At 48.7% G+C, this 26,530-nt stretch carries 27 protein-coding genes and 1 riboswitch; of the genes, 22 read left to right on the top strand and 5 right to left on the bottom strand.

What is annotated here, in order from left to right; all coding sequences use genetic code 11:
* Nucleotides 1-145: 145 nt before the first annotated feature.
* The 9 genes from DXB18_RS10050 (at nt 146) to DXB18_RS10090 (ending at nt 5,929) form a co-directional block, all read left to right on the top strand.
* Nucleotides 146-1,069 carry a phosphatidylglycerol lysyltransferase domain-containing protein gene (locus DXB18_RS10050; RefSeq protein ID WP_118707580.1) on the top strand — a complete coding sequence of 308 codons (924 nt, stop codon included), beginning with the start codon at nt 146-148 and terminating at the stop codon, nt 1,067-1,069.
* A gap of 27 nt (nt 1,070-1,096) precedes the next feature.
* On the top strand, nt 1,097-2,152 hold the full coding sequence (locus DXB18_RS10055) for a GNAT family N-acetyltransferase (RefSeq protein WP_118707582.1): 1,056 nt from the start codon (nt 1,097-1,099) through the stop codon (nt 2,150-2,152).
* Between the two features lie 85 nt (nt 2,153-2,237).
* Nucleotides 2,238-2,981 carry an NAD-dependent protein deacylase gene (locus tag DXB18_RS10060; RefSeq protein ID WP_347560111.1) on the top strand — a complete coding sequence of 248 codons (744 nt, stop codon included), beginning with the start codon at nt 2,238-2,240 and terminating at the stop codon, nt 2,979-2,981.
* Nucleotides 2,982-3,995 (top strand): aldo/keto reductase, encoded by a 1,014-nt coding sequence (locus DXB18_RS10065; protein WP_118707583.1) that lies wholly within the window; start codon nt 2,982-2,984, stop codon nt 3,993-3,995.
* Between the two features lie 55 nt (nt 3,996-4,050).
* Complete coding sequence (locus tag DXB18_RS10070) at nt 4,051-4,260, top strand: DUF951 domain-containing protein (protein ID WP_118543900.1); 210 nt, start codon at nt 4,051-4,053, stop codon at nt 4,258-4,260.
* Nucleotides 4,261-4,412: 152 nt separating this feature from the next.
* Complete coding sequence (rpsF, locus tag DXB18_RS10075) at nt 4,413-4,706, top strand: 30S ribosomal protein S6 (RefSeq protein ID WP_118534144.1); 294 nt, start codon at nt 4,413-4,415, stop codon at nt 4,704-4,706.
* Between the two features lie 41 nt (nt 4,707-4,747).
* Nucleotides 4,748-5,212, top strand: a complete 465-nt coding sequence (locus DXB18_RS10080; protein WP_118543899.1) for a single-stranded DNA-binding protein — start codon at nt 4,748-4,750, stop codon at nt 5,210-5,212.
* 52 nt (nt 5,213-5,264) lie between these two features.
* The gene (gene rpsR, locus DXB18_RS10085; RefSeq protein ID WP_118534146.1) at nt 5,265-5,531 is read left to right on the top strand and encodes a 30S ribosomal protein S18; all 267 of its coding nucleotides are present in this window, start codon (nt 5,265-5,267) and stop codon (nt 5,529-5,531) included.
* A gap of 188 nt (nt 5,532-5,719) precedes the next feature.
* A complete protein-coding gene (locus tag DXB18_RS10090) occupies nt 5,720-5,929 on the top strand; it encodes a hypothetical protein (RefSeq protein ID WP_118543898.1) in 210 nt (69 codons plus the stop codon).
* Between the two features lie 83 nt (nt 5,930-6,012).
* Here DXB18_RS10090 and DXB18_RS10095 read toward each other — a convergent pair whose 3' ends face one another.
* The gene (locus DXB18_RS10095; RefSeq protein ID WP_118543897.1) at nt 6,013-7,155 is read right to left on the bottom strand and encodes a DUF4317 domain-containing protein; all 1,143 of its coding nucleotides are present in this window, start codon (nt 7,153-7,155) and stop codon (nt 6,013-6,015) included.
* Between the two features lie 448 nt (nt 7,156-7,603).
* Between DXB18_RS10095 and DXB18_RS10100 the strand changes: the two genes are divergently transcribed.
* The 4 genes from DXB18_RS10100 (at nt 7,604) to DXB18_RS16565 (ending at nt 12,603) form a co-directional block, all read left to right on the top strand.
* Complete coding sequence (locus tag DXB18_RS10100; RefSeq protein ID WP_118707584.1) at nt 7,604-9,646, top strand: DHH family phosphoesterase; 2,043 nt, start codon at nt 7,604-7,606, stop codon at nt 9,644-9,646.
* Entirely contained in the window at nt 9,646-10,092 is a 447-nt protein-coding gene (gene rplI / locus DXB18_RS10105) for a 50S ribosomal protein L9 (RefSeq protein ID WP_118543895.1), read from the top strand. Before DXB18_RS10100 ends, rplI begins: the two co-directional genes overlap by 1 nt.
* Nucleotides 10,093-10,098: 6 nt before the next feature.
* Entirely contained in the window at nt 10,099-11,433 is a 1,335-nt protein-coding gene (dnaB, locus tag DXB18_RS10110; RefSeq protein WP_118543894.1) for a replicative DNA helicase, read from the top strand.
* A 207-nt stretch (nt 11,434-11,640) separates the two neighbouring features.
* A complete protein-coding gene (locus tag DXB18_RS16565) occupies nt 11,641-12,603 on the top strand; it encodes a helix-turn-helix domain-containing protein (protein ID WP_243103326.1) in 963 nt (320 codons plus the stop codon).
* An 85-nt stretch (nt 12,604-12,688) separates the two neighbouring features.
* On the opposite strand, the gene DXB18_RS10120 is transcribed toward DXB18_RS16565, so the two are convergent.
* Together DXB18_RS10120 and DXB18_RS10125 are read right to left on the bottom strand one after the other, a co-directional pair.
* Complete coding sequence (locus tag DXB18_RS10120; RefSeq protein ID WP_118707585.1) at nt 12,689-13,405, bottom strand: gamma-glutamyl-gamma-aminobutyrate hydrolase family protein; 717 nt, start codon at nt 13,403-13,405, stop codon at nt 12,689-12,691.
* Nucleotides 13,406-13,481: 76 nt separating this feature from the next.
* Complete coding sequence (locus tag DXB18_RS10125; RefSeq protein ID WP_118534155.1) at nt 13,482-13,652, bottom strand: 4Fe-4S binding protein; 171 nt, start codon at nt 13,650-13,652, stop codon at nt 13,482-13,484.
* A 326-nt stretch (nt 13,653-13,978) separates the two neighbouring features.
* Here DXB18_RS10125 and DXB18_RS10130 point away from each other — a divergent pair, with 326 nt between their 5' ends.
* Entirely contained in the window at nt 13,979-14,179 is a 201-nt protein-coding gene (locus tag DXB18_RS10130) for a DUF1858 domain-containing protein (RefSeq protein ID WP_118543892.1), read from the top strand.
* Between the two features lie 163 nt (nt 14,180-14,342).
* Here the strand turns inward: DXB18_RS10130 and DXB18_RS10135 are convergent, their stop codons facing one another.
* A complete protein-coding gene (locus tag DXB18_RS10135) occupies nt 14,343-15,119 on the bottom strand; it encodes an adaptor protein MecA (protein WP_118707586.1) in 777 nt (258 codons plus the stop codon).
* Nucleotides 15,120-15,383: 264 nt separating this feature from the next.
* On the opposite strand from DXB18_RS10135, the gene DXB18_RS10140 reads away from it, so the two are divergent.
* The 6 genes from DXB18_RS10140 (at nt 15,384) to DXB18_RS10170 (ending at nt 22,323) form a co-directional block, all read left to right on the top strand.
* Nucleotides 15,384-16,820 (top strand): serine/threonine-protein kinase, encoded by a 1,437-nt coding sequence (locus DXB18_RS10140; protein ID WP_207665780.1) that lies wholly within the window; start codon nt 15,384-15,386, stop codon nt 16,818-16,820.
* A complete protein-coding gene (locus DXB18_RS10145; protein WP_147355236.1) occupies nt 16,772-17,461 on the top strand; it encodes a hypothetical protein in 690 nt (229 codons plus the stop codon). Before DXB18_RS10140 ends, DXB18_RS10145 begins: the two co-directional genes overlap by 49 nt.
* 197 nt (nt 17,462-17,658) lie before the next feature.
* The gene (locus tag DXB18_RS10155) at nt 17,659-17,964 is read left to right on the top strand and encodes a hypothetical protein (RefSeq protein ID WP_118543887.1); all 306 of its coding nucleotides are present in this window, start codon (nt 17,659-17,661) and stop codon (nt 17,962-17,964) included.
* 153 nt (nt 17,965-18,117) lie between these two features.
* Nucleotides 18,118-19,779, top strand: a complete 1,662-nt coding sequence (locus DXB18_RS10160) for a glycosyl hydrolase family 18 protein (RefSeq protein WP_243103329.1) — start codon at nt 18,118-18,120, stop codon at nt 19,777-19,779.
* A 132-nt stretch (nt 19,780-19,911) separates the two neighbouring features.
* Nucleotides 19,912-21,477, top strand: a complete 1,566-nt coding sequence (locus DXB18_RS10165) for a metallophosphoesterase (RefSeq protein ID WP_182430543.1) — start codon at nt 19,912-19,914, stop codon at nt 21,475-21,477.
* Nucleotides 21,478-21,594: 117 nt separating this feature from the next.
* A complete protein-coding gene (locus DXB18_RS10170; RefSeq protein WP_347560110.1) occupies nt 21,595-22,323 on the top strand; it encodes an N-acetylmuramoyl-L-alanine amidase in 729 nt (242 codons plus the stop codon).
* A gap of 26 nt (nt 22,324-22,349) precedes the next feature.
* Here DXB18_RS10170 and DXB18_RS10175 read toward each other — a convergent pair whose 3' ends face one another.
* On the bottom strand, nt 22,350-23,270 hold the full coding sequence (locus DXB18_RS10175; protein WP_118707595.1) for a LysR family transcriptional regulator: 921 nt from the start codon (nt 23,268-23,270) through the stop codon (nt 22,350-22,352).
* Between the two features lie 230 nt (nt 23,271-23,500).
* Here DXB18_RS10175 and DXB18_RS10180 point away from each other — a divergent pair, with 230 nt between their 5' ends.
* Together DXB18_RS10180 and DXB18_RS10185 are read left to right on the top strand one after the other, a co-directional pair.
* On the top strand, nt 23,501-24,673 hold the full coding sequence (locus tag DXB18_RS10180) for a mandelate racemase/muconate lactonizing enzyme family protein (protein WP_118707597.1): 1,173 nt from the start codon (nt 23,501-23,503) through the stop codon (nt 24,671-24,673).
* A gap of 32 nt (nt 24,674-24,705) precedes the next feature.
* Entirely contained in the window at nt 24,706-26,142 is a 1,437-nt protein-coding gene (locus DXB18_RS10185) for a hypothetical protein (RefSeq protein ID WP_118543882.1), read from the top strand.
* 46 nt (nt 26,143-26,188) lie between these two features.
* A riboswitch (FMN riboswitch) is annotated at nt 26,189-26,308 on the top strand.
* The last annotated feature ends 222 nt before the right edge of the window (nt 26,309-26,530 follow it).

A 26,530-nucleotide genomic window follows, 5' to 3' on the forward strand; every position in this document is an offset into this window, starting at 1 on the left:
GAATAAATGGTTGGAAATGGGAATTTCGCTATATTGATTCTGGAACGGACTCACGCTATAATAATAAAACGCGAAAGACGTGAAAGAAAGCTTAAGATAAGAAACATGCTGTCTTATCTTATATGGAAGGACTAAAGGAATAGAAATGACAGATTTGAATTTTAAACCAGTAGAAGCAGCAGATATGAAGATTCTGGCACCGTATTTTGGGCTGCGTCCCAATAAGACTTGTGACAGTGTGCCGTTAGACAGTTTCATCTGGCGGAAATATTATCATGTGCAGTATGCCATTCATGAGAACAGGGCACTCTTGTGGCTGATGAAGGAAGAAGGGGTGATGCATAGTGCCATGCCTCTTTGCAAAGAAGAGAACTTAAAAAAGTATTTTGATATGACGGTGGAATATTTTAATAATGTCTTGCATATTCCGCTTAAAATTTATCTGGCCGATGAGGAGGCGGTAGAGTTTCTTCATTTAAAGGAGTCGGATGATTTTGTGGTGACGGAACAGGAGGATTTAAAGGATTATCTGTACGACGGCGAAGCCATGCGCAAACTGTCCGGCAAGAAGCTGCATAAGAAGAAAAATCATCTGAATGCATTTTTGAAGGAGTATGAGGGCCGCTATGAGTTCCGGCGCCTTCGCTGTTCTGACCGGGATGATGTCTGGCGTTTCCTGGACCGCTGGAGAGAAGGCAAGGGCGATGAGGTAGAAGAGCATCTGGATTATGAAGTAGAGGGAATCCACGAGATTTTAAAGCAGTGTCTGGATCTGGATATCCGGATGTCTGGTGTATACATTGATGGAACACTGGAAGCATTTACCATTGGAAGCTATAATCCGGCGGAAAATATGGCAGTCATTCACATTGAAAAGGCAAATCCGGAAATCCGGGGTTTATATCAGTTTATTAACCAGCAGTTTCTGGTGCAGGAATTCCCGGATGTGGCGCTGGTAAACCGGGAGGACGACCTGGGACAGGAAGGCTTGCGGCACGCAAAAATGTCGTATAATCCGTGTGGCTTTGCAAGAAAATATCTGGTGCAGCAGAAGAACTTCAGCAGATAGGGGTTGTGGCGGAAAAGAGAGGCAGCTATGATAAGATATCTGGATAATCAGGAAAAAGTCCTGACAAAGAATTTATGGAGAGAAGCTTTCCCGGAGGATTCTGAGGAGTTTCTTACTTATTATGATCAGGAAAAAATGACAACAAACCAGGTTTTGGTCCGTGAGGAGGATGGAATTCAGGCGATGCTCCACCTCAATCCATACCGGCTTTTGGTGCGGGATGCCTGTTGGAATGTGGACTATATCGTGGCCGTAGCGACGAAGAGTACGATGCGTCACCGGGGATATATGCGCAGTCTGCTTCTTCGGATGATGCAGGATATGCGGGAACGCCAAATGCCATTCTGTTTTTTGATGCCGGCGGCAGAGGCAATCTATACGCCGTTTCAGTTTACGTTTATTTATGACCAGCCAGTCTGGAAACTGAGTGGAAATAAAGATTTGAAACGTGTCTGTGTGGAAGAAGACACCGTAGAGCTGGCAGCGGACTGGATGCAGCATTGGCTGGAATCGCGCTATGAGGTATTTGCCAAGCGGGATGCAGCGTATGTAAAAAGTCTGGTGCGTGAGGTTCAGAGTGAGCTTGGCAAGCTGGAACTGTTGTATGACGGGGAGCAGCCGGTTGGAATCCAGGGCATCTGGGGACGCGAAAAGAAAGAACAGCGCCTTTTGTATACAGAAACTGGTTACTCGGAACTGGAGACCAAGAAACCGGCGATCATGGCCCGGATCGTAACACCGGAAGCGTTTGTACCAGTGATCCGCTTAAAACAGGATGCCCAGACGGAACAGCTTCGGATCTGCCTGGAACTGGAAGATCCGCTGATCCCGCAAAATGCGGGACGCTGGGTGTGGACACTAAATCATACGGAATCCGAACTGGAAAAACTGGACGGTCCGATCGATACGATGGAGGAAGCATTGGCACGGACCCAGTGGGATGAGCGTCGGGTGCTGCATCTGCGGATTGAAGCGTTTACGGCATGGCTGTTTGGTTACCGGATTCCGGAGGCAGTCCGGGCCTATCCGGGAGCGGAGCAGATCGATGTGCTGAGCCGTGTTTTTCTGGATGAGGTTGTATAAAGAAAAGTGCCAGGCTGCCAGTTGATAAATAGAAGAAAATATAGAAAAGAACTACATGGAATGAAACTGGAAAGGAGCATGCAGGATGGATCAGAAAATGTCAGAGCGAGTGGATCTTTTGGAACAGTGGATCAAAGAAAGCGACAATGTGGTGTTCTTTGGCGGTGCGGGTGTTTCAACCGAGAGCGGAATCCCGGATTTCCGAAGTGTGGACGGACTTTATAACCAGCAGTACGATTATCCGCCGGAAACCATCATCAGCCACAGTTTTTACCGGAAGAACCCGGAAGAGTTTTACCGGTTTTACAAAAACAAAATGCTGTTCCCGGATGCGCAGCCGAATGCAGCACACAAGGCACTGGCTAAACTGGAGCAGCAGGGCAAGGTGCGTGCAGTGATCACCCAGAACATCGACGGCCTGCATCAGGCAGCCGGAAGTAAAGAGGTTTTGGAACTGCATGGATCTGTCCACAGAAATTACTGCACCCGCTGTGGGAAATTCTTCGGACTTTCCGATATTTTGGGGATGAACGATGTGCCGCGGTGCGAGTGCGGCGGCATCATCAAGCCGGACGTGGTTTTATATGAAGAAGGACTGGACCAGGAAACGCTGCAGAAGGCGGTGCGCTACATACAAAATGCGGAGATCCTGATCATTGGCGGTACTTCCCTGACCGTTTATCCGGCAGCGGGCCTGATCGATTATTACCGGGGAAAGAAACGGGTGCTGATCAATAAAACAGCAACGCCGATGGATGAACGGGCAGATCTGGTGATCAGTGCGCCGATCGGTGAGGTGTTTGAGCGCTTTTTGACGGAGGGAAAATAAATGTATAGAGCAGACGAGGCGAGATACGACAAAATGAGCTACAAACGCTGTGGGAACAGCGGCATTCTGCTTCCGAGGGTATCTCTGGGCATGTGGCAGAATTTCGGTGCGGAAAAGCCGTTATCCGAGCAGAAGGAGATCATTTTTAAGGCATTTGATCTGGGAATCACGCATTTCGATCTGGCAAACAATTACGGTGCTCCGAATATCGGAATGGCAGAGGAAAATTTTGGAAAGATCTTTCTGGAGGATCTGAAGTCTTACCGGGAGCAGATCCTGGTATCCACCAAGGCGGGCTATGACTTCTGGCCGGGGCCTTACGGAAACTGGGGCTCCAGAAAATATCTGATGTCCAGTCTGGATGCAAGCCTGAAGCGCATGAATCTGGATTATGTTGATATCTTCTATCATCACCGCCCGGACCCGGAGACACCTCTGGAGGAGACGATGGGTGCCCTTTCTGATATGGTTCGCCAGGGCAAGGCATTGTATGTCGGCATTTCCAATTATCAGGCAGATGAAGCTGCGCGTGCCATTGCTATTTTGAAAGAAAACAAAACGCCGTGTCTGCTTCACCAGGCGAGATACAATATGTTTGAACGCTGGTCGGAGCAGGGCCTGTTTGATGTGCTGACAGAGACCGGAACCGGCTGCATCGCATACAGTCCGCTGGCGCAGGGCGCATTGACGGACCGGTATTTAAAGGGCATTCCGGCAGACTCCCGTGCCTCCCGCAAAGGAACTACGATCGGCAAGCGCTACATGAATGAGGAACAGCTTGCGAAGGTAGCAAAGCTGCATGAGATTGCCGTGGAGCGCGGACAGAGCCTGGCGCAGATGGCGCTGGCCTGGGTACTGAGACGGCCGGAGGTAAGCAGTGTGCTGATCGGGGCAAGCCGTGTCAGCCAGCTCGAAGATAACGTGGAGGCACTTGAGCATCTGGACTTCTCAGAAGAGGAGCTTGCAAAGATTGATGCGATCCTGGGAAAAGATCCGGGACATATGATCCGGTAAGCCTGGGAATACAGAAACAGAGTCGGGAAAGATGAAAACGAAAGGAGTGCGATGCATGGACCAGCGCTGGAATTTTGAAGTTGGAGATATCGTAAAATTGAAGAAGCCGCATCCCTGCGGAAGCCATGAGTGGGAAATCCTGCGCGTTGGGGCAGATTTCCGCCTGAAATGTATGGGCTGCGGTCATCAGGTGATGACAGAGCGGAAAATGGTAGAAAAAAATGCCCGTGGACTGACGAAGGCAGGAAATGCGGAAAACGCGTGAAGACGCGAAAAAACCGCAAAAAAACTTGCATAAATCGCAAAAAAGTGCTTGCATTTATGCACCGCTTCTGGTAAAATATTTATCCGTGACACATTAAAATCCTTGCTCTTGAGACTGAAGTCAAGGGCCAGAGACCACAAGGAGGTAAAGCAATGAACAAATACGAATTAGCAGTTGTTCTGAGCGCAAAACTCGAAGACGAAGAGAGAGCTGCAGCACTGGAGAAGGTACAGGGTTATATCACCCGCTTCGGTGGCACTGTAACAGGCGTTGATGATTGGGGCAAGAAGAGACTTGCTTACGAGATTCAGAAAGCAAAAGAGGCTTTCTACTACTTCATCAAGTTCGAGTCTGAGAACTCTGACTGCTCTAACGAAGTGGAAGCACACATCCGCATCATGGAGCCGGTTGTCAGATATCTTTGCGTAAAGCAGGACGAGCAGTAAGTAATAGATAACGACCAGCTTAAAAAAGGAAGAGTGATGGTATGAATAGAGTAATCCTTATGGGAAGATTGACCAGAGACCCGGAAGTTCGTTACACCCAGGGAGAGCGTTCCATGGCTGTTGCGAGATATACCCTTGCAGTGGACCGCAGAGGACGCCGTAACCAGGACGGAAACGAGCAGACTGCCGATTTTATTAACATCGTGGCATTTGACAGAGCAGGCGAGTTTGCAGAGAAGTATTTCCGTCAGGGGATGCGCGTACTGGTGTCCGGACGTATCCAGACTGGCAGTTACACCAACAAAGAAGGTCAGCGTGTTTATACCACAGACATCATCGTGGATGATCAGGAGTTCGCAGACAGCAAGAACTCTGGAAGCGGCAATAACGACAATGGCGGTTACGGCTATCAGCCAACCTCCAGACCGGCGCCGACCAGCGCGATTGGCGATGGCTTCATGAACATTCCGGATGGTGTGGAAGACGAAGGACTGCCGTTTAACTAAATCAGATTTAGCTTAAGACGGCACGAATCATTTGAAGAAGGAGGCAGTACCAATGGCATTCAATAAGACTGATAAAGCAGATGGCGCTAAGGTAAGAAGAGGCGGCATGCGTAGAAGAAAAAAAGTTTGTGTATTCTGCGGCGATAAGAACGGCGTAATCGATTACAAGGATACCAACAAGCTGAAAAGATATGTATCTGAGAGAGGTAAAATTCTTCCGAGAAGAATTACCGGTAACTGTGCAAAGCACCAGAGAGCTCTGACCGTTGCTATCAAGAGAGCACGTCACATCGCTCTGATGCCGTACACCATGGAGTAATCCTAAGATACGGACTTAAGAATTCAGGAGAGGTTTTATGCGAGAAATCGTGTAAGGCCTCTTTTTGCATAAGAACAGTTTGGATTATTGTCCATAAACAGGGATTTTCTGAATTTTGTAGAAAAGCCAGAGACTTATCGCTGGAATAATCAGATTGTATATGCTGTATATAGAGGAGATTGCGTAATATGGAAGTATTAATGGGAATATTTTTAAAAGCCTGTGTAGCGGTGCTGGTCGGTGTGATATGTCTGGTCGGATTGCTTCTTTACTCTAAGAAAAAAGATAAGGAAGAAGCACAGAACGGAAACCGTGCGGATTGCCCGGAAAAAGAAAACGCTGGCGCAGGGCATCTGACCTGCAATGGGGACTGCAGTCATTGTGGCAGCCACCACTAAATATAACAATTTCATGGAAAAAACGATGGACCGTGAAAGTTGCCGAAGGCAACTTTCACGGTCCTATTACGTTAACAATATTGTTATTCTTCTGGAGCAGCCGCACTCGGACTCACCGCAATTCCATTAACTTCGACGCCGCCGTCGATCGCGATGACGAGGCACTGGCGGCCATCAATCTCGCGGGTTTCAATGAGGTCGGTGCGGTCCGGATTGACTTTGATGATGACATCCGGGGTTTTGACCTCGAAGGCGCGGGTGTTGGCGATATTGCTTGCGTAGATCGAGGTTTTTTCTCCTGCGGTCTCATCGAAGTTCTGGTCAAAGGTTTCCAGGTGCTCTTCTTCGACACCGCTTTGCTCTAACAGGCTGCGTACCTGGTATTTGTCAAGTACCAGTGGCTCCGGCTCATCTTTGTGTTCTTCAATCAGTTCGCTTAAATTTTCATGGATTGTTTTTACCGTTTCATAGTTGCAGGCATCTCCCAGGGTGTCTTCGATGATGGTCTGGAAGGATTCTTTCTGGTATCCAGCTGGCAGCGGGAGCGGGCAGCCCAGGAGCTGCTCGATAAAGGCATCGTGCAGGTCATTGCTGTCTTTGGAGTAGTAAAGGGTGCTGTGCAGGTCGGTGGAGCGGTCGTTGAAGGCTGGGAATAAAAAGCCGAGCTCCGGCATCTGTACTACCCAGTCGCGGATGCGGTTCTGGAAGCTGCCTTCCAGTTCGTTGTAGCTGAGCCCTGGTTTGGACAGATCGACCGGGCAGATGGAACACAGGATGTAGCTGTAAACTTCATCGGAGGCATCTTCCATTTCGATGCCGTCGGAGGTCTTGCCCGGAATGTCGTAGGCGTCGTGGATCAGCAGGATGAGGTAGTTGCCGACGTAGTCGTAGTTTTCAATGATCCGGTCGTAGAAAGCGTCTAAAAGAGCATCGTCCTGGAGACGGCTGTTGCGCAGCTTTAACAGGAATTCATGCGGTCCGCCCTCTTCCTCGGCAGCCAGCGGGAACTCCAGGTTCATGAGATTTTTTCCCAGTGTGCCGGACAGATTTTTGCGGAGCAGTTCAAAATACTTGAACATATCCTCTTCCGGAAGAGATAAAAAGGCTTCCTTGAATTCGGCTTTTTTGTTTTTTTCACCATCCACGTAGCAGCCGCAAATGCGGGAAATGGAGCAGTTTGCAGGGGTGAACTGGCGCTTGATTTCAGCGATTTCTTTTTTTATCATAAAGTGAGTCTCCTTTACAGCGGTATCGATCTTACTGCATATGTATGCACAGTGATATGTTAATGTATAACGTGTTATTTCGCGCGTAACTGCTTTAGAAATTTGCAGTTGCTTCGGATTATTATTCTATCACGGAACGACTGTTCTGGAAAGATAAAGTCAAAAAATCTGCAACGACAACGGTGTTGTGCGGAACTATATCATTGCAAAGTGTCGAAGGCTGTGAACGATAAGGCTTACGGGTATGCGCTGTGCCCGGAAGCGGAACGATAGTAGACGAAATAAGTCGGCTATGGTATAATCGAAAGATAAGCGGCGGCAAAATGCTGACTGCAAGCGGCAGATCCCCTGGGGTCTGGGTAACTGTGATGCTGCAGGTTTCTGTCTGCGCAATGCATGGACAGGAACGATTGCAGGAACAGTTGCGAATCGAATAAGGAGAAAACGTATGAAAGAGAACATAAAGGTTCATGGGCAGCTGAAGGGTTATTTGAGCTGGCCCCTGCTTCTTTCCCTGTTTTTAGTCTGCGCCAACATTGCGACCGGGTGTGTCAGTCATATTGGCGGACTGGTCATGCTTCCGTTCACGATCGGCTATCTGGCGGTTGCCATGTGGATCTTTCTTTACAGCAGAAAGCGCATCCTTGGCGGGCTGGTAGACTTTTCAGCGGAATATGCATGGATTCAGAAGCAGCTGCTCACGGGGCTGGCTCTGCCTTACGCGTTAGCCGATGAAGACGGCAGGATCGTCTGGGCGAACGAGGAGTTTCGGGCAGTAACCGCCCTGGAAAAAGGAAACTGGAAAAATCTGCTTTCCATGTTTCCGGAGGTAACAAAAGAGGATCTGGCGACGGATGAAGATCCGGTCAAGGTGCACACTGTTTTTGGTGAGCATCGCTTCCGCATGGAGATCCAGCCGATCTATGTGAGCAGTTCGGAGGAAGAGGAGATTCAGGCAGTTGTCAGCCAGCAGAAGCTGTTGGCGGTTTATCTGTTTGATGAGACGGAGATTTTGCGTTACCGTCAGCAGATCACCGATGAGAAGATGGTGGCAGGTATTATTTATCTGGACAACTACGATGAGGCACTGGAGAGCGTGGAAGAGGTGCGCCGTTCCCTGCTGACTGCGCTGATCGACCGTAAGATCAATAAGTACATCGGCGCGGTGGACGGAATCCTGAAAAAGATTGAGAAAGATAAGTATTTCTTTGCAGTAAAGCAGAAATACATGGAGCAGATGCAGGAGGAGCGTTTCTCGATCCTGGAGGATGTTAAGACCGTCAATATCGGCAACGAGATGGCAGTGACCTTAAGTATCGGTATCGGTATGAATGGAGATGGCTACGCCCAGAATTACGAGTCTGCGCGTGTTGCCATCGATATGGCCCTGGGCCGCGGCGGTGACCAGGCGGTTGTAAAAGATGGCAGCCGTATCCAGTATTACGGCGGCAAGTCCCAGCAGCAGGAGAAATCCACCCGCGTTAAGGCCCGCGTTAAGGCACATGCGATGCGTGAGCTTATGGAGACGAAGGACCGCATCCTGATCATGGGTCATAAGCTGAGCGACAGCGATGCCTTTGGCTCTGCGATCGGAATTTACCGGATCGCAACGGCATTAAACAAAAAGGCGCATGTCATCATCAACGAGGTGACAACATCCGTCCAGCCGATGATGAACCGCTTCCTGGACAATCCGGATTATCCGGAGGACCTGTTTCTGACCGGTGCCCAGGCGGCAGAACTGGTAGATGCCAGTACCATGCTGGTCGTGGTCGATGTAAACCGGCCAAGCATCACCGATGCGCCGGAGCTGTTGAAGCTGGTGAAGACGATCGTGGTGATGGATCACCACCGCCAGAGCAGCGAGGTCATCAGTAACGCAGTGCTTTCGTATGTGGAGCCGTATGCTTCCTCGGCCTGTGAGATGGTCGCTGAGGTATTGCAGTACATTGCAGACGGTATCCGCATGAAATCTGCCGAGGCAGATGCCATGTATGCCGGTATCGTGATCGATACCAACAACTTTACCAACCAGACCGGTGTGCGTACCTTTGAGGCAGCAGCGTTCCTGCGCCGGAACGGAGCCGATGTGACTCGTGTGCGCAAGCTGTTCCGGGATGATATGCAGGATTACAAGGCGAAGGCGGCAGCCATTGCCTCTGCAGAGATTTACCGGGATGCCTTTTCCATCGGCGTCTGTCCGTCGGAAGGGCTTCCGAGTCCGACCATTGTCTGTGCCCAGGCGGCAAATGAACTGCTGGAGATCAAGGGCATTAAGGCCTCTGTGGTTATGACGGAATATCATGGTCTGATCTATTTAAGTGCCCGTTCCATTGACGAGGTCAATGTGCAGGTTATGATGGAAAAACTGGGCGGTGGCGGTCACCGGACCATTGCCGGTGCGCAGCTTTCCGGCATCAGCATGGATGAGGCAAAGGACCGCGTGAAAGCGGTGATTGATGAGATGTTACAGAAGGGAGATATATCATAATGGAAATCGTATTATTAGAGGATGTTAAGGCATTAGGAAAGAAAGGCCAGATCGTAAAGGTTAATGACGGATACGCAAGAAACTTTATCCTGCCGAAAAAGCTTGGGGTTGAGGCAACTTCCAAGAACTTAAACGACTTAAAGCTTCAGAAGGCAAACGCAGCAAAGGTGGCAGCAGAGCAGCTGGCAGCAGCAAAAGAACTGGCAGAGAAGATCGAGGCTGTTTCCGTAACCCTGAAAATGAAAGCCGGAGAGGGCGGAAAGGCATTTGGTTCCGTATCCAGCAAGGAGATTGCAGCAGCGGCAGCAGAGCAGCTGAATCTGGATATCGACAAAAAGAAACTGGTTCTTCCGGAGCCGATCAAGACCTTCGGAAACCATGAGGTGCCGGTAAAGCTTCACAAGGATGTAACCGCGAAGCTGACTGTCAAAGTAACGGAGGCGTAAATTTTTATGGATGAGGCATTGATGAAGCGTGTGCTTCCCCACAGTGTGGAAGCAGAGCAGTCGGTAATCGGCTCGATGTTGATGGACAAGGATGCCATCATTGCCGCATCGGAGATCATCACGGCAGCGGACTTTTACCAGCAGTCGTATGGCATCATGTTTGAAGCCATGGTGGAATTGTTCAATGAAGGCGCTCCGGTCGATCTGATCACGCTTCAGAACCGTCTGAAGGAGAAAGATGTGCCGCCGGAGGTCAGCAGCCTGGAATTTGTGCGTGACATCATCACCACGGTTCCGACTTCGGCCAATGTCCGTTCCTACGCGAATATCGTGTACGAAAAGTCGGTTTTAAGAAAACTCATCAAGGTGAATGAAGAGATTGCCAACACCTGTTATGCAGGAAAGGAACCACTGGAGCAGATTCTGGCAGGCACGGAGAAAACCATCTTCGACCTGCTTCAGAACCGGAACTCTGGTGACTTTGTGCCGATCCGGCAGGTGGCATTAAATGTCCTGGAAAAGATCGAGACGGCGTCCAAGAGCCAGGGAACGGTAACCGGTATCCCGACCGGATTCATCGATCTGGATTATAAGACTTCCGGTATGCAGCCTTCTGACCTGGTGCTGATCGCTGCGCGTCCTTCCATGGGTAAGACAGCATTTGTCTTAAACCTGGTGGATCATGTGGCAGTCCGCAAAGGACTTCCCTGCATGATCTTCAGCCTGGAGATGTCGAAAGAACAGCTGGTCAACCGTATGCTGGCCATGGAGTCCAACGTTGACGCCCAGAAGCTTCGTAACGGTAACCTGACTGATTCAGACTGGGATGCGATCGTTGAGGGAATCGGTGTCATCGGAAATTCCAAGATGATCATTGATGATACGCCGGGTATTTCCATCACGGAGCTGCGCTCCAAGTGCAGAAAGATGAAGCTGGAGTATGGGTTGAGCATGGTCATCATCGACTACCTGCAGCTCATGACGGGCAGCGGAGGAAAGAGCAGTGAGAGCCGCCAGCAGGAGATTTCCGAGATTTCCCGTTCCTTAAAGGCCCTGGCGCGTGAGATCAATGCACCGGTCATCGCCCTGTCACAGCTGAGTCGTGCGTGTGAGACCCGTACCGACCACCGTCCGATGCTGTCGGACCTGCGTGAGTCCGGCGCGATCGAGCAGGATGCCGATGTGGTGATGTTCCTTTACCGTGACGATTACTACAACAAAGATACAGACACTCCGAACATTGCGGAGGTAATCATAGCCAAACAGCGTAACGGCCCGATCGGCACGGTGAATCTGTTATGGCAGCCAGAGTTCACAAAGTTTGTGAACCTGGCAAAATAAAAGTTCTGAGGAATGATGAAATAAAATATCAGGAAACCTTAAAAAGAGATGCAGACATTGTCCAAATGGGATGCGTCTCTTTTTTTGTCCATTTTTAAGCATATTTGGAATTTTGATTTCATAATATTTAAGTAAGCTGAACTGTGAGGATATTGCGCAGTTACATAAATTGTATGAAATAAGGAAGGACCATAAGGAGAGAAAAGGATGGCTGATAGACGTTACTCCATATCCCAGGCCAGCAGGCTTGTGGGGGTGGAGAATCATGTGCTCCGTTACTGGGAGGACGAGCTGCACCTGGAGATACCGCGGGACAGGAAAAATCAACGGTATTATACAAAACTTCATATCGAAATGTTCCAGAAGATCAATGAATTAAAGGAAAAGGGGTATCAGTTAAAGGCGATAGAGCCGGTGCTGAAGCGGATGTTGGCCGGAGAAACGGACTTGAACCTGAGTAAGATCCTGATGGAGAATGCGACCGAGATTTTACGTCAGGCGCACGCCGGGAAAGCCGGAGTACAGATGAAAGCGGAAACGGTATATCGTTATGCGGAAGAAGAACGTTTGGGAGAAAGAAAATCAGAAAAACCAGGCCGGGAAGAAAAAAGCCTGGAAAAAGCAAACCTGAAAGAAGAAAAAACGGGAGAAGAACACCGAAAAGAGACAAAGGCAGAAATGGGAGAAGAGGAAGCAAAGCCGGAAGCACAAGCCTTGGAGGATGCGGATCTGGCTGGATTTGAAGCAGAACGATATACCGATGATTCCAGAAACAAGAAAGAAAGCGTGGGGAACGATATGAACGGGGATGCAGAAACAGGAGCAGTAACAAGCGTGAGAACAGAAGGCGGTGCGCTCTCGCAGCAGGAAAAACTGGAGCAGTTCCAGCTGTTGATGAACCATATTATTGGCAATGCCATTGGACAGGCTATGCGGCAGAATAATGAAGCGCTCAGCGAAGAGATCAGCCGCCAGGTGAACGACCGCATGGTGCAGGAACTGGAGTACATGATGCGGATCAGCGATGAGAAAGAGGAGGAACGGTTTAAGGCGCTGGATGAAGCTTTAAGGGCTCACCAGAAGGAGAATAAGGGCAAAGCAGAGGCAGCAGCGGCCCGGATGCCGTTTTTCCGGAAAAAGAAATTTGGGAGAAGCGGGAAGAAACTATAGGAAGTAATTGTTCGTCGTTCACACGACAGTTAGCAGTTATTTATGCAACAAACGGGTGAAAAAAGAAAAATGAAGGCGGAACGCATTAGCGGGCCGCCTTTACAAATGCCTCGAAAATTGCCCTCATACTCGGATCCTGTTCCCACAGATATTCCGGGTGCCACTGGACTCCCAGAAAGAAGGGGTAATCCGGTTTCTCGATGGCTTCGATCAGACCACCGGAAGCGTGCCCGCAGGCAGTCAGTCCCGGCGCAAGCCGGCGGCAGGCCTGATGGTGCATGCTGTTGACCTGTAGGGTTTGGCAGCCGGTCAGGCGGGCCAGGAGAGTATCTGGAAGTACTTCAACCTTGTGAGATGGGATGACGTAATCGAACGGCTGTGTATGTGCAATTGGAAAATCCTGTGGAAACTGGCTGGGAATATCCTGATAGAGATCGCCGCCGAGTGCAACATTCAGAAGCTGGATTCCACGGCAGATTCCAAGAACCGGTTTTTCAGCCTTCATAACGAGTTTTAACAGGGCCAGTTCCATGCGGTCCCGGCGCAGGCAAACCTTGCTGCAGTGTGCCTGGGTTTCTTCGCCAAAGTAAAAAGGGTGGATATCCGGACCCCCGGTAAATAAAAAGCCGTCACAGGTGTCCACAAGCTGGAGCAGGTCTTCTTCTTCCAGATCCAGAGGGAGGATGAGAGGGATGCCGCCAGCTGCACGGATCGCTTTTAAGTAGGTAGGACGCATGTAAGGTTCTTCCCGTTCTGTATTGAAATTTGGGGTAAGTGCGATCAATGGTTTTTTGCTTGTCATGGAAAACTCCTTTATAAAAAAATGCCTCTTCTGTACCGCAAATACAGAAGAGGCATTTCGATTAATTGTGTTTCAATTAACCCTCGTTGATAGCGCCGGTCGGGCAAACACCTGCACAGGTACCGCAAGAGATGCAAGCATCAGCGTCGATTACGTACTGGCTGTCTCCCTGGGAAATAGCGCTTACTGGGCACTCGCTCTCGCAGGTACCGCAACTAACACAAGAATCAGAAATTACATATGCCATGATAATTATCCTCCTTAAATATTCTATAATCATTTCGATAGCATCATTGTATACTATCTTGAAAAAATATTCAAGAGGAAAATATTGCACTTTTGAATAAAATGAGGTACAATATGCGGTTAGCTTTAGGTAACTATTGTAATTTAAATCCTAGAAAAGCACTATGAATTGGGCATATTGAATAAAATTATCATCTTTCTTTTGTATGAAATGCATGAAGTGTAATCAAACATGTTTTCAGCGTCGTTGTTTTGTGAATACCCCTTGCGCATTTTGGGGAAAAGTATTATAGTGTAGTGTAGTATATCCAAAAGGAGGAATTCAACATGCAGATCAGTAAAGATATGTTAATCGGCGAGCTGCTTCAGAAGAGCGATCTGATTGCCCCGATTTTAATGCGTGCAGGTATGCATTGCCTGGGCTGCCCGTCTTCTCAGGGAGAGTCTCTGGAAGAGGCATGCATGGTTCACGGTATTGACTGTGATTCACTGGTATCCGGTATCAACGAGATCCTGGCTGATAAATAAGACGCATTTGCAATATGGGAACAGACGTTGCCGGGCACGCATGCGTGAACAGTAACAGACAAATAAAAAAGCGAAGACCTTCACAAGAGGGTGCTTCGCTTTTTTGTTGCTTGGCATATCGGGGAGGCGCCAGTGGCGCGTCCGCTGATTGTTTCTTATGCGTTTAGATCAGTGCCAGTTTTTGCAGGGCATCTGCTCCAATGATGACTTCATAGTGCTCCTGATAGTAGGCTTCGCCTGCGGCATCGGTTTTTACCTTTTCGCCGTATTCTGCAAGCAGATTACAGATGCGGCTGAACGCGATCTGATCTGCAGAAGCATTGGAAAGAACCAGATAATACTGACTGGTTCCTGGCTTTTTGTAAAGCTTATTCGGTACAGTTCCAAGAGATGCTGCAGCTTTTGCTGCGTCTGAAATCTCATCCAGGCTGCCAAAACGGTAAATGCGGGTCTGCATAACCGGGGTACTGTCTGCCGGATTTGTGGGATCCGGGGAATCCGGAGCCTGAAGTGCAGCGGTATCTGTGTTTCCGGAAACAGCCGGATTGTTCATGGCAAGCATATTTTGCTTAAACAGTTCCATGAGTCCGTCTGAACCTTCCAACAGCTCGTTTGCCAGACCGCCCAGGAAATTTTCTGCCCCGTCTTCGGAGAGAGGGGAGAATTTGGAAAAACGGGTATCCAGTTCCTCAGGATCCTCTATCTTGGTGATGACAAGCATCACGCTTTCACTGGACAGCGGAATTGCTTCCACCATCAGGGGGATATCTTCAGCGTCAAAGCCAACTTCATTGGAGGCCTTTTGAATCATTTCACGAAACAGACTGCGGGCTTTTTCACTTCCGTAGGCAAGCTCACCCAGATTTAAATTGCGGGAGCTGAGATCCAGACTGGTCAGCGTGCATCGTATCTGGTTTTCATTGATTCGTTCAATTTTCATAAGATCACTCCTTTCGATCTGAAATGGGAAAGCCGGAAAAAGAATCTGCTTTCCTACTCTAATTATAATATAGAATACGGGGAAATATCAATTCCTATGTGAAAATTTTTAGGAATTGTTAAGAAACCGTTACTGTTTGTGCAGTGCGTAAGCAGCAACAAACCGGGATTTCAGGGCGTGTATACGGGATACATATCGCGAAAGTCGAACTTTGTCGAACCTTGAAGATGGATTATGTTGCGGTGTACCGTTATTTTGATTACAATGCAATCACAGAGACAAGTACGAGAAAGGAGGTGCAGGGAAGCGGACACCATTTTATTCGGAAAGTACCAATTATGCCGTGTACTGGGCTGCGGAAGAAGCGGCACCGTATTTCTGGCAAGACACATGGAACTGGATGAATACCGTGCCATAAAAAGGGTTCCAAAGACCTTTGTCAATTATGAACTGTTTAGACGAGAAGCGCTGATACTGAAGGGGATTCGTGACCAGGCGATACCGATCGTATATGACCTGGCAGAAGATGATCAGTACAGCTACCTGATTGAGGAGTATCTCGAAGGAGATTCTTTATATGCCCTGGTTACAGAATCAGGACATTGTTCATCGGCAATGACGATTCAATATGGAATTCAGATTTGCCATCTGGTACATATCATGCATTCTACAATGCCTACCCCTGTCTTATATCTTGATTTACAACCCAAAAACTTATTACTATACGAAAATACAATCAAGTTAATTGATTTTGATCATGCAGTTTATGCGGACGAAGCGGCACACATGGCAGAGCGCTACGGAACAATCGGCTGTGCGGCGCCGGAACAGTATTCGGGAGATGTTTTAGATGGAAGAACAGATATTTATGCCATTGGTGCTGTCCTCCATTACATGCTGACAGGAAATTTCCCGGGAGAAGATATCCGGTCAGACCAGGTGAAATTATCAGGAATCACCGAACGCCGTCTGATGTGCATAATCCGCAAATGTCTGCAGAAGGAAAAAAACAGGCGATTCCAGAACGTAAAGGAACTGGAAGAACGATTACAAAAACTTTGGAACCAGTCGGAATGTGGTGCGTTTCGGTATGGGGTAAAGCGTATGGAGGAGTCTCTGGTAATTGCTGTGGCGGGGAGCCGCCGCGGGGTGGGGACCACCCACATTGCTATGGGACTGACGGCATATCTGCAGCGCTGCGGACTGCCGGCAGTGTACGAAGAACACAATGAATCCGGGGCGGTGCGCCAGCTTATGGAGTGTCGGAAAGCTGCGGCAGATTCCTGTGGAATTGTCCGTATCTGGAAAACGCCTATGCTGCCTTGCTATGGCAAAGCGGTGGAGTGGAAACCGTCCGGGTACCGGATCCGTATCCTGGACTGCGGAACAGATCTGGTTTCATTCAAAAACGAAAATGCAGATGGTTATCTGCTGTTATGTGGGGGAAAACCCTGGGAATGGGAAAATTCCGGAGAGGCGGTAAACGATTGTGACTGCGTGCAGGGACTGACGGTGCTCTACAATTTGTTTTGCGACCGGTTGTCTTTCCGGCGAAAATTTCCAGCCACAGGCGGACTCAGGATGCCGTACTTTTCAGATCCGTTTTTGGGCAGTTACAGATCCGACCATGTATACCGGACAATCTGGAATCGGTGGTTTGGGCAGAGAGGAGAGACGATACGAAACGTATTTTCGGGATAAAGAAGGGTCAGACAAATCTGCCGAATGCACGGATCCGGACGATTGGAATAGCTGGTTGTGGCCGCGGTGTGGGGACCAGCCATCTGGCAATTTCCATGGCGAATTATCTGATGGGAGTAAAACGGAAAAAAACTGCCGTATTAGAGTGGAATGACCATGGTGATTTTGCAAGAATAGAACGGTTTGCCGGGAAAAGCGGAAACAGACAGGAACGACAGCGATACAAGATGGAACAGGAAGAAAACAGACGGAATGTGTTTTCTATCATGGAAGTGGATTATTACAAACAGGCAGATCCATCGATCCTGTCATATTGTCTGGGCCGGGATTACCGGTACCTGATTCTGGATTACGGAGAAGCAGCCCAAAACAGTCTGAATGAGTGCGCACGCTGTGATTTAAAAGTGTTGGTTGGATCTTTAAGTGAGTGGAGGACGGAAGCGTTTTTGGAAATTTTAGAGCAGACAGAAAACCGGGATAAGAGCTGGAAACTGACCGTTGTATCGGGCGGAGAAGAAAACAGAAAAGAAATAGAAAAAAGGTTTGCCTGTCGGCTGTATCGCATTCCAACTTCAGTAGATGCATTCCGTATTACCCATGAGAAGATCCTGTGCTTTGAAACTCTTTTGTCTGAACGATAAAAGAAAAAGCAGCACACAGAGCTTTGAGTATCCGCAGTGGAACGAAAACAAAAACACGGAAAAAACAAATATGCGGACGGCATCTTTCGGGTGTGGATCAGGAAACTGCTCAGCAGATCTGTGCAGTCAGATCAATGGAATGTGTCACGGCAAAGCCTTCCGGGAAAAGATTGCCGTTCTGCAGAAAAGAGGGGTTTATGAAAGTGTGTGAAAAAGAGCGAAAAGAAGGAAATCAGCTTTATGTAGAAGGTTTAAAACGCTATCAGAAAAGAGGAATCCGTGTTTTGATCGATGGGGAAGATGCCAGTGACGCGACGTGGGACAAATTGTTTGAAGTTCGGGAAGACGGAAGTTTTTACATGGGTGATTACATCCTGGAAGACATCCCGCAGGACAATTCAGCGGCAAATCCGGCAGTTGAGGGGGTGAACGAGGAAGAAGCGGATTACATGAAGACCAAACGGTTAAAAGAAATTCATTTTGATATGGTGTATCACAGATAGAAGGATGAGGTCAGAAAGAGCGGAACAAAAAATTTTCAGGTCAGAAAAGAGAATCCCCGATTCAGCCCGGGAAAAGATTAGGAAAATTTAAGAGAAGCTGCGAGGTATTTATGGTATACTGAACGTATGAATACCATAAAGGAGATACGGCAGATGAAGCGATTTCTGACAACAGTACTGACAGTGATCCTGACAATCGTGCTGTTTGTGGGAGCAGCAGCGGGATTTTTTTTATACCGGAAGTACAAACCATCGAAGGAACAGGTAAATGAAAACGAATGGTACCAGGCAAATGGCGATGAAACAGCGGTATTTTTGGATAACGAGCTAGTAGAAGGTACCAAAGGGCGTTATATTGACGGCCAGACTTATCTGCAGCTTGACTGGGTCAACGAAGCAGTGAACGAACGGTTTTACTGGGATGCAGGAAACAGCCAGCTGCTCTATACGCTTCCAGATCAGATCGTATATGCAGATGCGGAAACCCTGGGAAGCAGCGGCAAACCGCTTTTTGTAGAGCAGGACGGCGCAGTGTGGCTGCTGTCCAGTCTGGTAAGTGCATATACCAATGTGCGGATTGAGACGTTTGATACAGACAATGTGCATCGGGCATTTGTAGACACATCGTGGGAACCGCAGCAGCTTGCGGTTATAAAGAAAAACAGTGCACTGCGGATCCGCGGCGGGGTAAAGAGTGCAATGATCACAGAAGTGCCGTCTGGTTCCGAAGTGATTGTGCTGGAAAAACTGGAAAACTGGAGCCGGATCCGGACAGAAGACGGTCAGGTTGGCTATCTCTCAAATCGGCATCTGAAGGAGACAGAAATGAAAACGCTGGTCAGCACATTCGTGGAACCGGAGTATACCAGTATTTCCATGGACGAACCGGTGGTGCTGGTCTGGCATCAGGTGACAAACCGTTCGGCCAACCAGGCTATGGAATCCCTGCTGTCCAATACAAAAGGCGTGAATGTCATTGCACCGACCTGGTTTATGCTGACGGACAATCAGGGAAACTATGAATCTCTTGCAGATAAAAATTATGTGGATCGTGCGCATGCCATGGGACTGCAGGTATGGGCGGTTCTGGATAATTTTAATAAAGGAGAGAATGTTCAGTCGGAAGTCCTGTTTGCCAGTACGGCAGCGAGAAAAAAACTGACAGAATCATTGATGCAGGATGCAAAAACATACGGCTTTGACGGAATCAATCTGGATATCGAGGGAATCAAAGCTTCTGCAGGACCACATTATGTCCAGTTTATCCGGGAACTTTCCATAGACTGCAGGAAGGCCGGACTTGTTTTATCCATCGATTCCTACGTGCCTGCAGCTTACTCTGCTTTTTATAACTGGGCAGAACAGGGACGGGTAGCCGACTATGTCGTGATGATGGGATACGATGAACATTACGCAGGCGGGGAAGCGGGTTCGGTTGCATCCATTGGATATGAGCGCCAGGGAATTGCAGATCTGTTAAAGCAGGTTCCGAAAGAGAAAATCATCAGTGCGATTCCGTTCTACACCAGAATCTGGAAGGAAGATGCATCGGGTACGACATCCCAGTCCATGGGAATTGCAAATGCCAAAGCGTGGGTGGAAACGAACCAGGTAGAGCTTTACTGGCAGGACGAACTGGGACAGTATTATGGTGAACTGGAGAAAGACGGTGCAAAATACGAAATCTGGATGGAAGAAGAGCGTTCGCTTGCATTGAAGATGCAGCTGATTAAGGACAATGATCTGGCGGGGGTAGCCTGCTGGCGCCTCGGATTTGAACCGGCAGATGTATGGGATACGGTAAAGCTGCCGTAGTTTCGGATCGGGGAATGCTGCGTAGACGCATGGATGTGCAGGAACAGCGGACTGCTTCGGGATATCGGCAGAATCTTGTTGCCAGGCGTACATGTTTGCGTGAAAAGATGGTTTGGAAAGGTCGATGGGAATATGAAAAAGAGATCAGATGGCAGAAAGCAGGTGCTTTCTGCTTTTCTGCCTGTTTTTGCGGTGATAGCTGCTCTGAGTGGATGTACAGGCAATCACCCGGCAGACGCCACAGCGGTATCAGAGGAACTCCGGACAGAAAGTCCGGCAGAAGATCCGGAAACGGATACAGGGAAGAACACGGCAGATGGGAATTCTGAAAATATGACGGATGGAGTAGCGTCTGGAGAGAATGGGGACAAAGACACAGCTGGGCAGCCGGATGCAGCCGGAACAGATGCAGATAAAACGACGGGCGAGACGCGTGCGGAAGAAATCATAGAAGATTCCGGACCGCTCCCCAAAGCGGAAGATGGAGGCTGGGTGGAAAACATCATACTTGGCACGGATATTCACTATTTTTCAGATTCCCTGACAGACCAGGGACCACGTTTCCAGGAAATGGTGGAATACGGCGATGGGAAAGTGGTAACGTATATCGATCAGATCACGGATGCGTTTCTGGATGAGGTTGTGAAACTGCGTCCGGATGCGCTGGTTTTAAGTGGTGATCTGACATTGAACGGAGAAAAGGCAAGCCACAAAGACCTGGCAGAAAAACTGCACCGGGTAGAGAATAATGGTATTCCGGTTCTTGTGATCCCGGGAAATCATGACATCAACAATCGGCAGGCAGCGCGGTACGAAGGGGAAGAACGTCTCCCGGCAGAATATATAACACCGGAAGAATTCCGCCAGATTTACCGGGCGTTTGGCTATGATGAAGCTGCAAGCGAAGATCCGAACAGTCTGAGTTACCGGTATGAACTCGATGACAATACCTGGCTGCTGATGATCGACAGCTGTCAGTACAGTCCCATCAACAAGGTTGGCGGTGCGATTTCGGAAGATACCTATGAATGGATCGGGCAGCAGTTAGAAGAGGCCTGGGATGCCGGGGTGGAAATCATCCCAATTGCCCATCATAATCTTCTGGATGAAAGTGAGATTTATGTCGATGAATGTACCATTGAACACAGTGAGCAGTTTGTGGATCTTCTGGAAAACTGGGATGTACCGCTGTTTTTGAGTGGGCATCTGCACGTGCAGCATTGTAAGCGTTCCGATGAAAACCGCGGCATCTGGGAGATGGTGACGGCATCGCTGGCAACACCGTCCTGCAAATATGCAATTCTCACCTACCGGGATGACCGGAGCTTTTTGTACCGGACCCGTTCCCTGGATGTAGAGGGATGGGCAAAGAAAAATAAGCGGACCGAGGAGGATCTTTTGCATTTTAAAAAATTCCAGACTCCGTTTTTACGCCGGGTTTTCTATAATCAGGCGATCGCTGCTCTGAACAACGTATCGGATATCACGGACAGTGAACGGGAGCAGATGGCACAGCTGTATTCGCTGTTAAAATATCATTATTATCAGGGAACAGCGTACCAGGTACAGGATCTGGTACGGAATGATCCGGCCTATGCGCTCTGGCAGGAAGAGGGCATGGCAACCCAGCAGGGAGATTATTTTGAGTATATTTTAAGAGATGGTGTGCAGGACTATAACCGTCTGGAAGTAGACTAGTGAAAAAATCCCGGACTTTCTTTTGCAGATTTATGTGAAAAAAGAAAGTCCGGGATTCTTTTCATCGTCCGGGGGTCATATATTCTATAGGAAAAAACCAGATACGGAGCGGATCAGGTGAAGAATCAGAACTGGACAGGAAAAGAATGGAAAAAGCAGAAGCTGGCAGAGCAGCTTATGGCAGTCATGCTTTTTGCGGCAGTATTTCTGGTATCCCGCCAGGCAGGACTTATGGTATCGAGTCAGAACGTGACCGCAAAGAACCATCAGCCGGTGGTGGTCCTCGACAGTGGACATGGCGGCATGGATCCGGGAAAAATCGGGGTGGACGGCAGCCTGGAAAAAGACATCAACCTGCAGATTGCCAGAAAGTTAAAGGTTTATCTGGAAGCTGCCGATGTGAAGGTGATCATGACCAGGGAAGATGACCGCGGTCTTTATGAAGAAACCGATCAAAACAAGAAAATGGCGGACATGAAAAACCGCTGCAAAATAATCGAAGAAGCGGATCCGGACCTGGTGGTAAGCATCCATCAGAACAGTTATCATCAGGAACCGATATCCGGCGGACAGGTATTTTATTATAAAACATCCGAAAGAGGAAAGCGCCTTGCAGAAATTCTGCAGAGGCGCTTTGATTCTGTCTTGGGAGAAAAGAACACCAGGCAGGCGAAACCGAATGGAAATTATTATCTTCTCCTACATGTGAAGCAGCCGATCGTCATTGTGGAATGCGGTTTTTTGTCCAACTGGAATGAGGCGGCGAAGCTGCAGGAGGAGGAATATCAGGACCGACTGGCGTGGACGATCCATATGGGGGTGATGGAGTATTTGACGCAGAAATGATGCCTCCTGCTGGTAAACTGAAAAAGTTATTCCTTGGTGTAATGTGGCCCGCCAAACAGCTGCTGGAACAGGCTTACGAAATATTTTTCACTCTGGTGGAGCACAAATCCTTTGCGGAAGGCAATGACAACGAACCATTGCACGGTTGGCACAGCGTGGGCGTATACGATGCGGTCTGAGGTGGTCGCACAGGAAATGGGAAGAAAGGTGCTGCCAATGCCCTGCTCGACCATAACCAGGCTGGCCGGGTGAGAGTTGATTTCTGCCACGATCTTCGGGGTGACACGGCAGGCTGCAAAGCACTGGTTTTCCAGTTTGCGGATGGTTGTCTGGCTCTGAGAAAAGATCATGGGTTCATTTTTTAAATCAGCAATGGAAATCCTTGGGAAGCTGCCGTCTGCGTTCTGCAGATTGAGCTTTTTGGCATGTGTTTTCGGAATTGCGAGAATCAGTTCTTCTGCTTGAAGCAGCATGCTTTCCAAAGGAAGGGAAGAGTTTTCGGCAAGCGGAATAATGGCCATATCCAGTTCGCCATCCTGCAGCATACGGATCAGGGGAGAGGCAGTTTCTTCCGTTACCTTTACGGTGACATTGGGGTAGGATTCATAAAATTTTCCGATGATGTGGGAATATGCCACAGCGCCCCACTGGGGCGTGATCCCGACCGAAAAGCTGCCTGTTTTTGCCTGCCCCATATCGGATAACTGGTTGTAGAGTTCCCGCTTCTGCTGGAGCATCTGCTCACAGGTAGCCACATACAGTTTCCCGGCGGGAGTCAGGGTCATTTCGTTACGCCTGCGTTCAAACAGGCTTACGCCGAGTTCGGATTCCAGACGGCTTAGGTACTGGCTTAAGGTGGACTGGGTAATGAAAAGATTTTCTGCCGCGCGGGAAATGCTGTGCATGTTCGCAATCTCAATGATATATTCCAGATAATGCAGGTCCATGAATGTCACCTTCTCTTTTGAAAATTGCAGATCGGTCGGAACTTACCGCTCAATCCGAGCTGTTGTTATCCTTTTATTCTATGAAATGTCTTCCTTTAAGTCAAATAAAAATATTGTCTAAATAAAATTCCTGAACATTAATTATTTTAATTCCCGGATTCAAATTTACCAATTTGGCATAACGTGGCGGCTGTGCTACGATAAAGTCAGAAAAAGGAAGGAGAATTCGCATGAAGATCACGGCAGTAAAAACGATAGGTCTGCGCTGGGAATGTCCGGTCATGAGCGATGCCATGTCCGTGTGCAGAGCCCGCCAGGCGCTTTGGATCCGGATTGAGACGGATACGGAGATTTACGGTGTTGGAGAGGCATTCTGCTATGGAAGTCCTCTGGTGATCGCCAAACACATTGTGGAAGACCAGCTGGCACCGGCCATTATCGGGGAAGATCCACAGAATATTGAACTGCTCTGGCAGAAAATGTACTGGAGAAATGTTCCGAATGGCCGTACCGGTCTGGTGATGGGATGCATCAGCGGCATTGATATTGCCCTCTGGGATATCCTCGGAAAGGCAGCGAAGATGCCGGTAAGCAGGCTCCTCGGGGCACATTCCGACCGTGTTCCGGCGTATGCAAGCGGCGGCTTTTATGCACCGGGAAAAGACCTGGATGGTTTAAAGAAAGAGATTGAGGGATATCTGAAAAAAGGATATCAGGATGTCAAGATTAAGATTGGACGGAATCCGGAAATTGCAGGAAATGCAGTAAACTATACGGCAAGCACGGAATTTGCAGTCAGCTACGAGGAAGACATCCGCCGTATTGCAGCAACCCGCGAACTGGTTGGTCCGCGTGGCCGGGTGGCAGCCGATATCAACGCAGCATGGTCGGTCGAGGCAGTGCTGAATGCGGTACGTGATTTTCGGAGTGCCGGCCTTAGCTGGCTGGAGGAGCCGATCCTCTTTGAAGATGAGGAAGGATTAAAGCAGCTGCGCACAGAGCTTATGGAGATTGCGCTGATGGGTTATGAGACAACCCAGGGGTGCAAGAATTTCACCCGTCTGATGAAAGAAAATGCAATGGATATTGTTCAGCCGGATATCGGCTGGGGCGGCGGTTTCTCTGAGCTGCGCAAGATTGGTCTTGCGGCACAGGGCTTTTCCAAACCGGTTTCCCTGCATTCGTTTGGTTCCTGTATTCATTTTGCAGCAAGCCTGCAGTTGGCAGGAAGCCTTCCGAATACAGAGGCGATCGAGAGTGAGGAAAACCAGAACATATTAAAGACCGGTGTGCTGAAAACACCGTTTGAGCATGATGAACATATGAATTTCTATGTCCCGCAGCTTCCGGGTCTTGGCATTGAAATTGACTGGGATGCAGCAGAAAAAATCCGGGTGTTCTAGAGAATGATAGGATAAATTTAGGGGGAATTACTATGACAATGACACCACTTATTTACATGCTTGCATTGATCATATCGATCGTGATCTTGCTTGTATTGACTTTGAAACTGAAAATGAACAGCTTTATGGCGCTGTTCTTTACTGCAATGGGCCTTTCCATTTTCTTTGGAACCTCACCGATTGAGAGTTTAAACAACATTACCGGTTCGTTCGGAAAGAGCCTTGGAAGCATTGGTCTGCCGGTCCTTTTCGGTGCGATCCTTGCCATGGGTGTGCAGGATTCCGGCGCAGCCGTTGCAATCAGTAACTTCTTTGTAAAGCTGTTCCGTGGCAAACACCTGGAACTGGCACCGGCATTAACCGCATTTGTTATGGCAATTTCTGTATTCGGTGATATTTCACAGCTTTTGACTGCACCGATCGCAGCGACCATTGCAAAGCGTAAAAACATGAACATGGCTGTAGTTACTCCGTATGTCATTACTGCTGTATGGTTCACACATGGTGTTGTTCCACCATCTGCAGCAATCCTGGCAGTAGCAATTCTGCTTGGTGCAGATGTTGGTATGGTAATTCTCTGGGGCCTGGTAATCTGTCTGGCATCCCTTATCATCATTTATGCGCTGACCATCCGCTGGATGACGGAGCATGCTTCCTATGCAGCACCAAAGCCAGAGTATACCGTTGGTATCGAACCGGTCAAAGATGGCGATGACAGCGTAGAGAGCCTGCTGATGAAAGAGCCGGATATCCCGAATGCACTGATCGCATTCCTTCCGCTGATCGTTCCGGCAGGTTTGATCGCGGCAGCATCCATCTGTGCGATGGTTCTTCCAGAGGACAGCGGTGTACTTCAGGTCATCAATTTTATCGGAAACAAATCGATCGCAATGCTGGTTGGCATCATCATTCTGATCCTGACCAATGGAAAGATCAAGGCAAAAATGCTCCGCAATGCAAACCGCACAGAAAAGATCAGCGAGAATGCAAGCCTTCTGGAGCTTGGTATGGGCAACTGGGTAAAACGTGCGATCGATGTTTCTGCAATGGTTCTTATGGTTACCGCAATGGGTGCAGCATTTGCATCTGTACTTTCCAGCCAGCCGGTTGTATCTGAGATCGCAGAGGTTGTTGCAAAATCCGGCATTCCGATGATTCTGATCCCGTTCATCATTGCAGCTGTTATGCGTGCAGCAGCAGGTTCCATGGCAACTGCATCCATGGCAGCAGCAGGTATCTGCCTGCCAATCATGAACATGCTTGGTCTGTCACCGGTAGCAGTTACCCTGGCAATCGGTCTTGGCACCGTTCTGTTTGGTCATGTCAATGACTCCGGATGCTGGATGTGTCAGGAGGTATTCAACGTAGACCTGCCGCAGTATCTGAAATATGTCAGCCCGATGGCAGCATTTGGCGGATGTGTCGGCATGGTACTGCTGATGATCTTAAGCATGATCGGTCTTGTATAAATTTACTTGATTTTTTGAAAAAGATGTACTATAGTTAAGGCAATGATAAGTTCTTCGGGGCGGGGTGCGATTCCCCACCGGCGGTTACAGTCCGCGACCTGCTTTGCGCAGCTGATTTGGTGAAATTCCAAAACCGACAGTATAGTCTGGATGAGAGAAGAAATTGTGTGAAAGCTTTTACAGCAAGACCTGTAATGGCAGCATGAACGACTCAAGTCCCCCGGGTAGCGATATCCGGGGGATTTTTCGTTGTATGGTATATCGAGGCGGTATGGCAGCGCATCTGCTGATTTTCACATTTCACACGATTCCTCTGAATGATGAACTTACACGTTACTGTTTGCGCAATGCATGAACAGTGACACGACCAATCTATTTCAGGAGGGAA

It is taken from the genome of Clostridium sp. OM02-18AC (assembly GCF_003481825.1).
GTDB lineage: Bacteria > Bacillota > Clostridia > Lachnospirales > Lachnospiraceae > Brotaphodocola.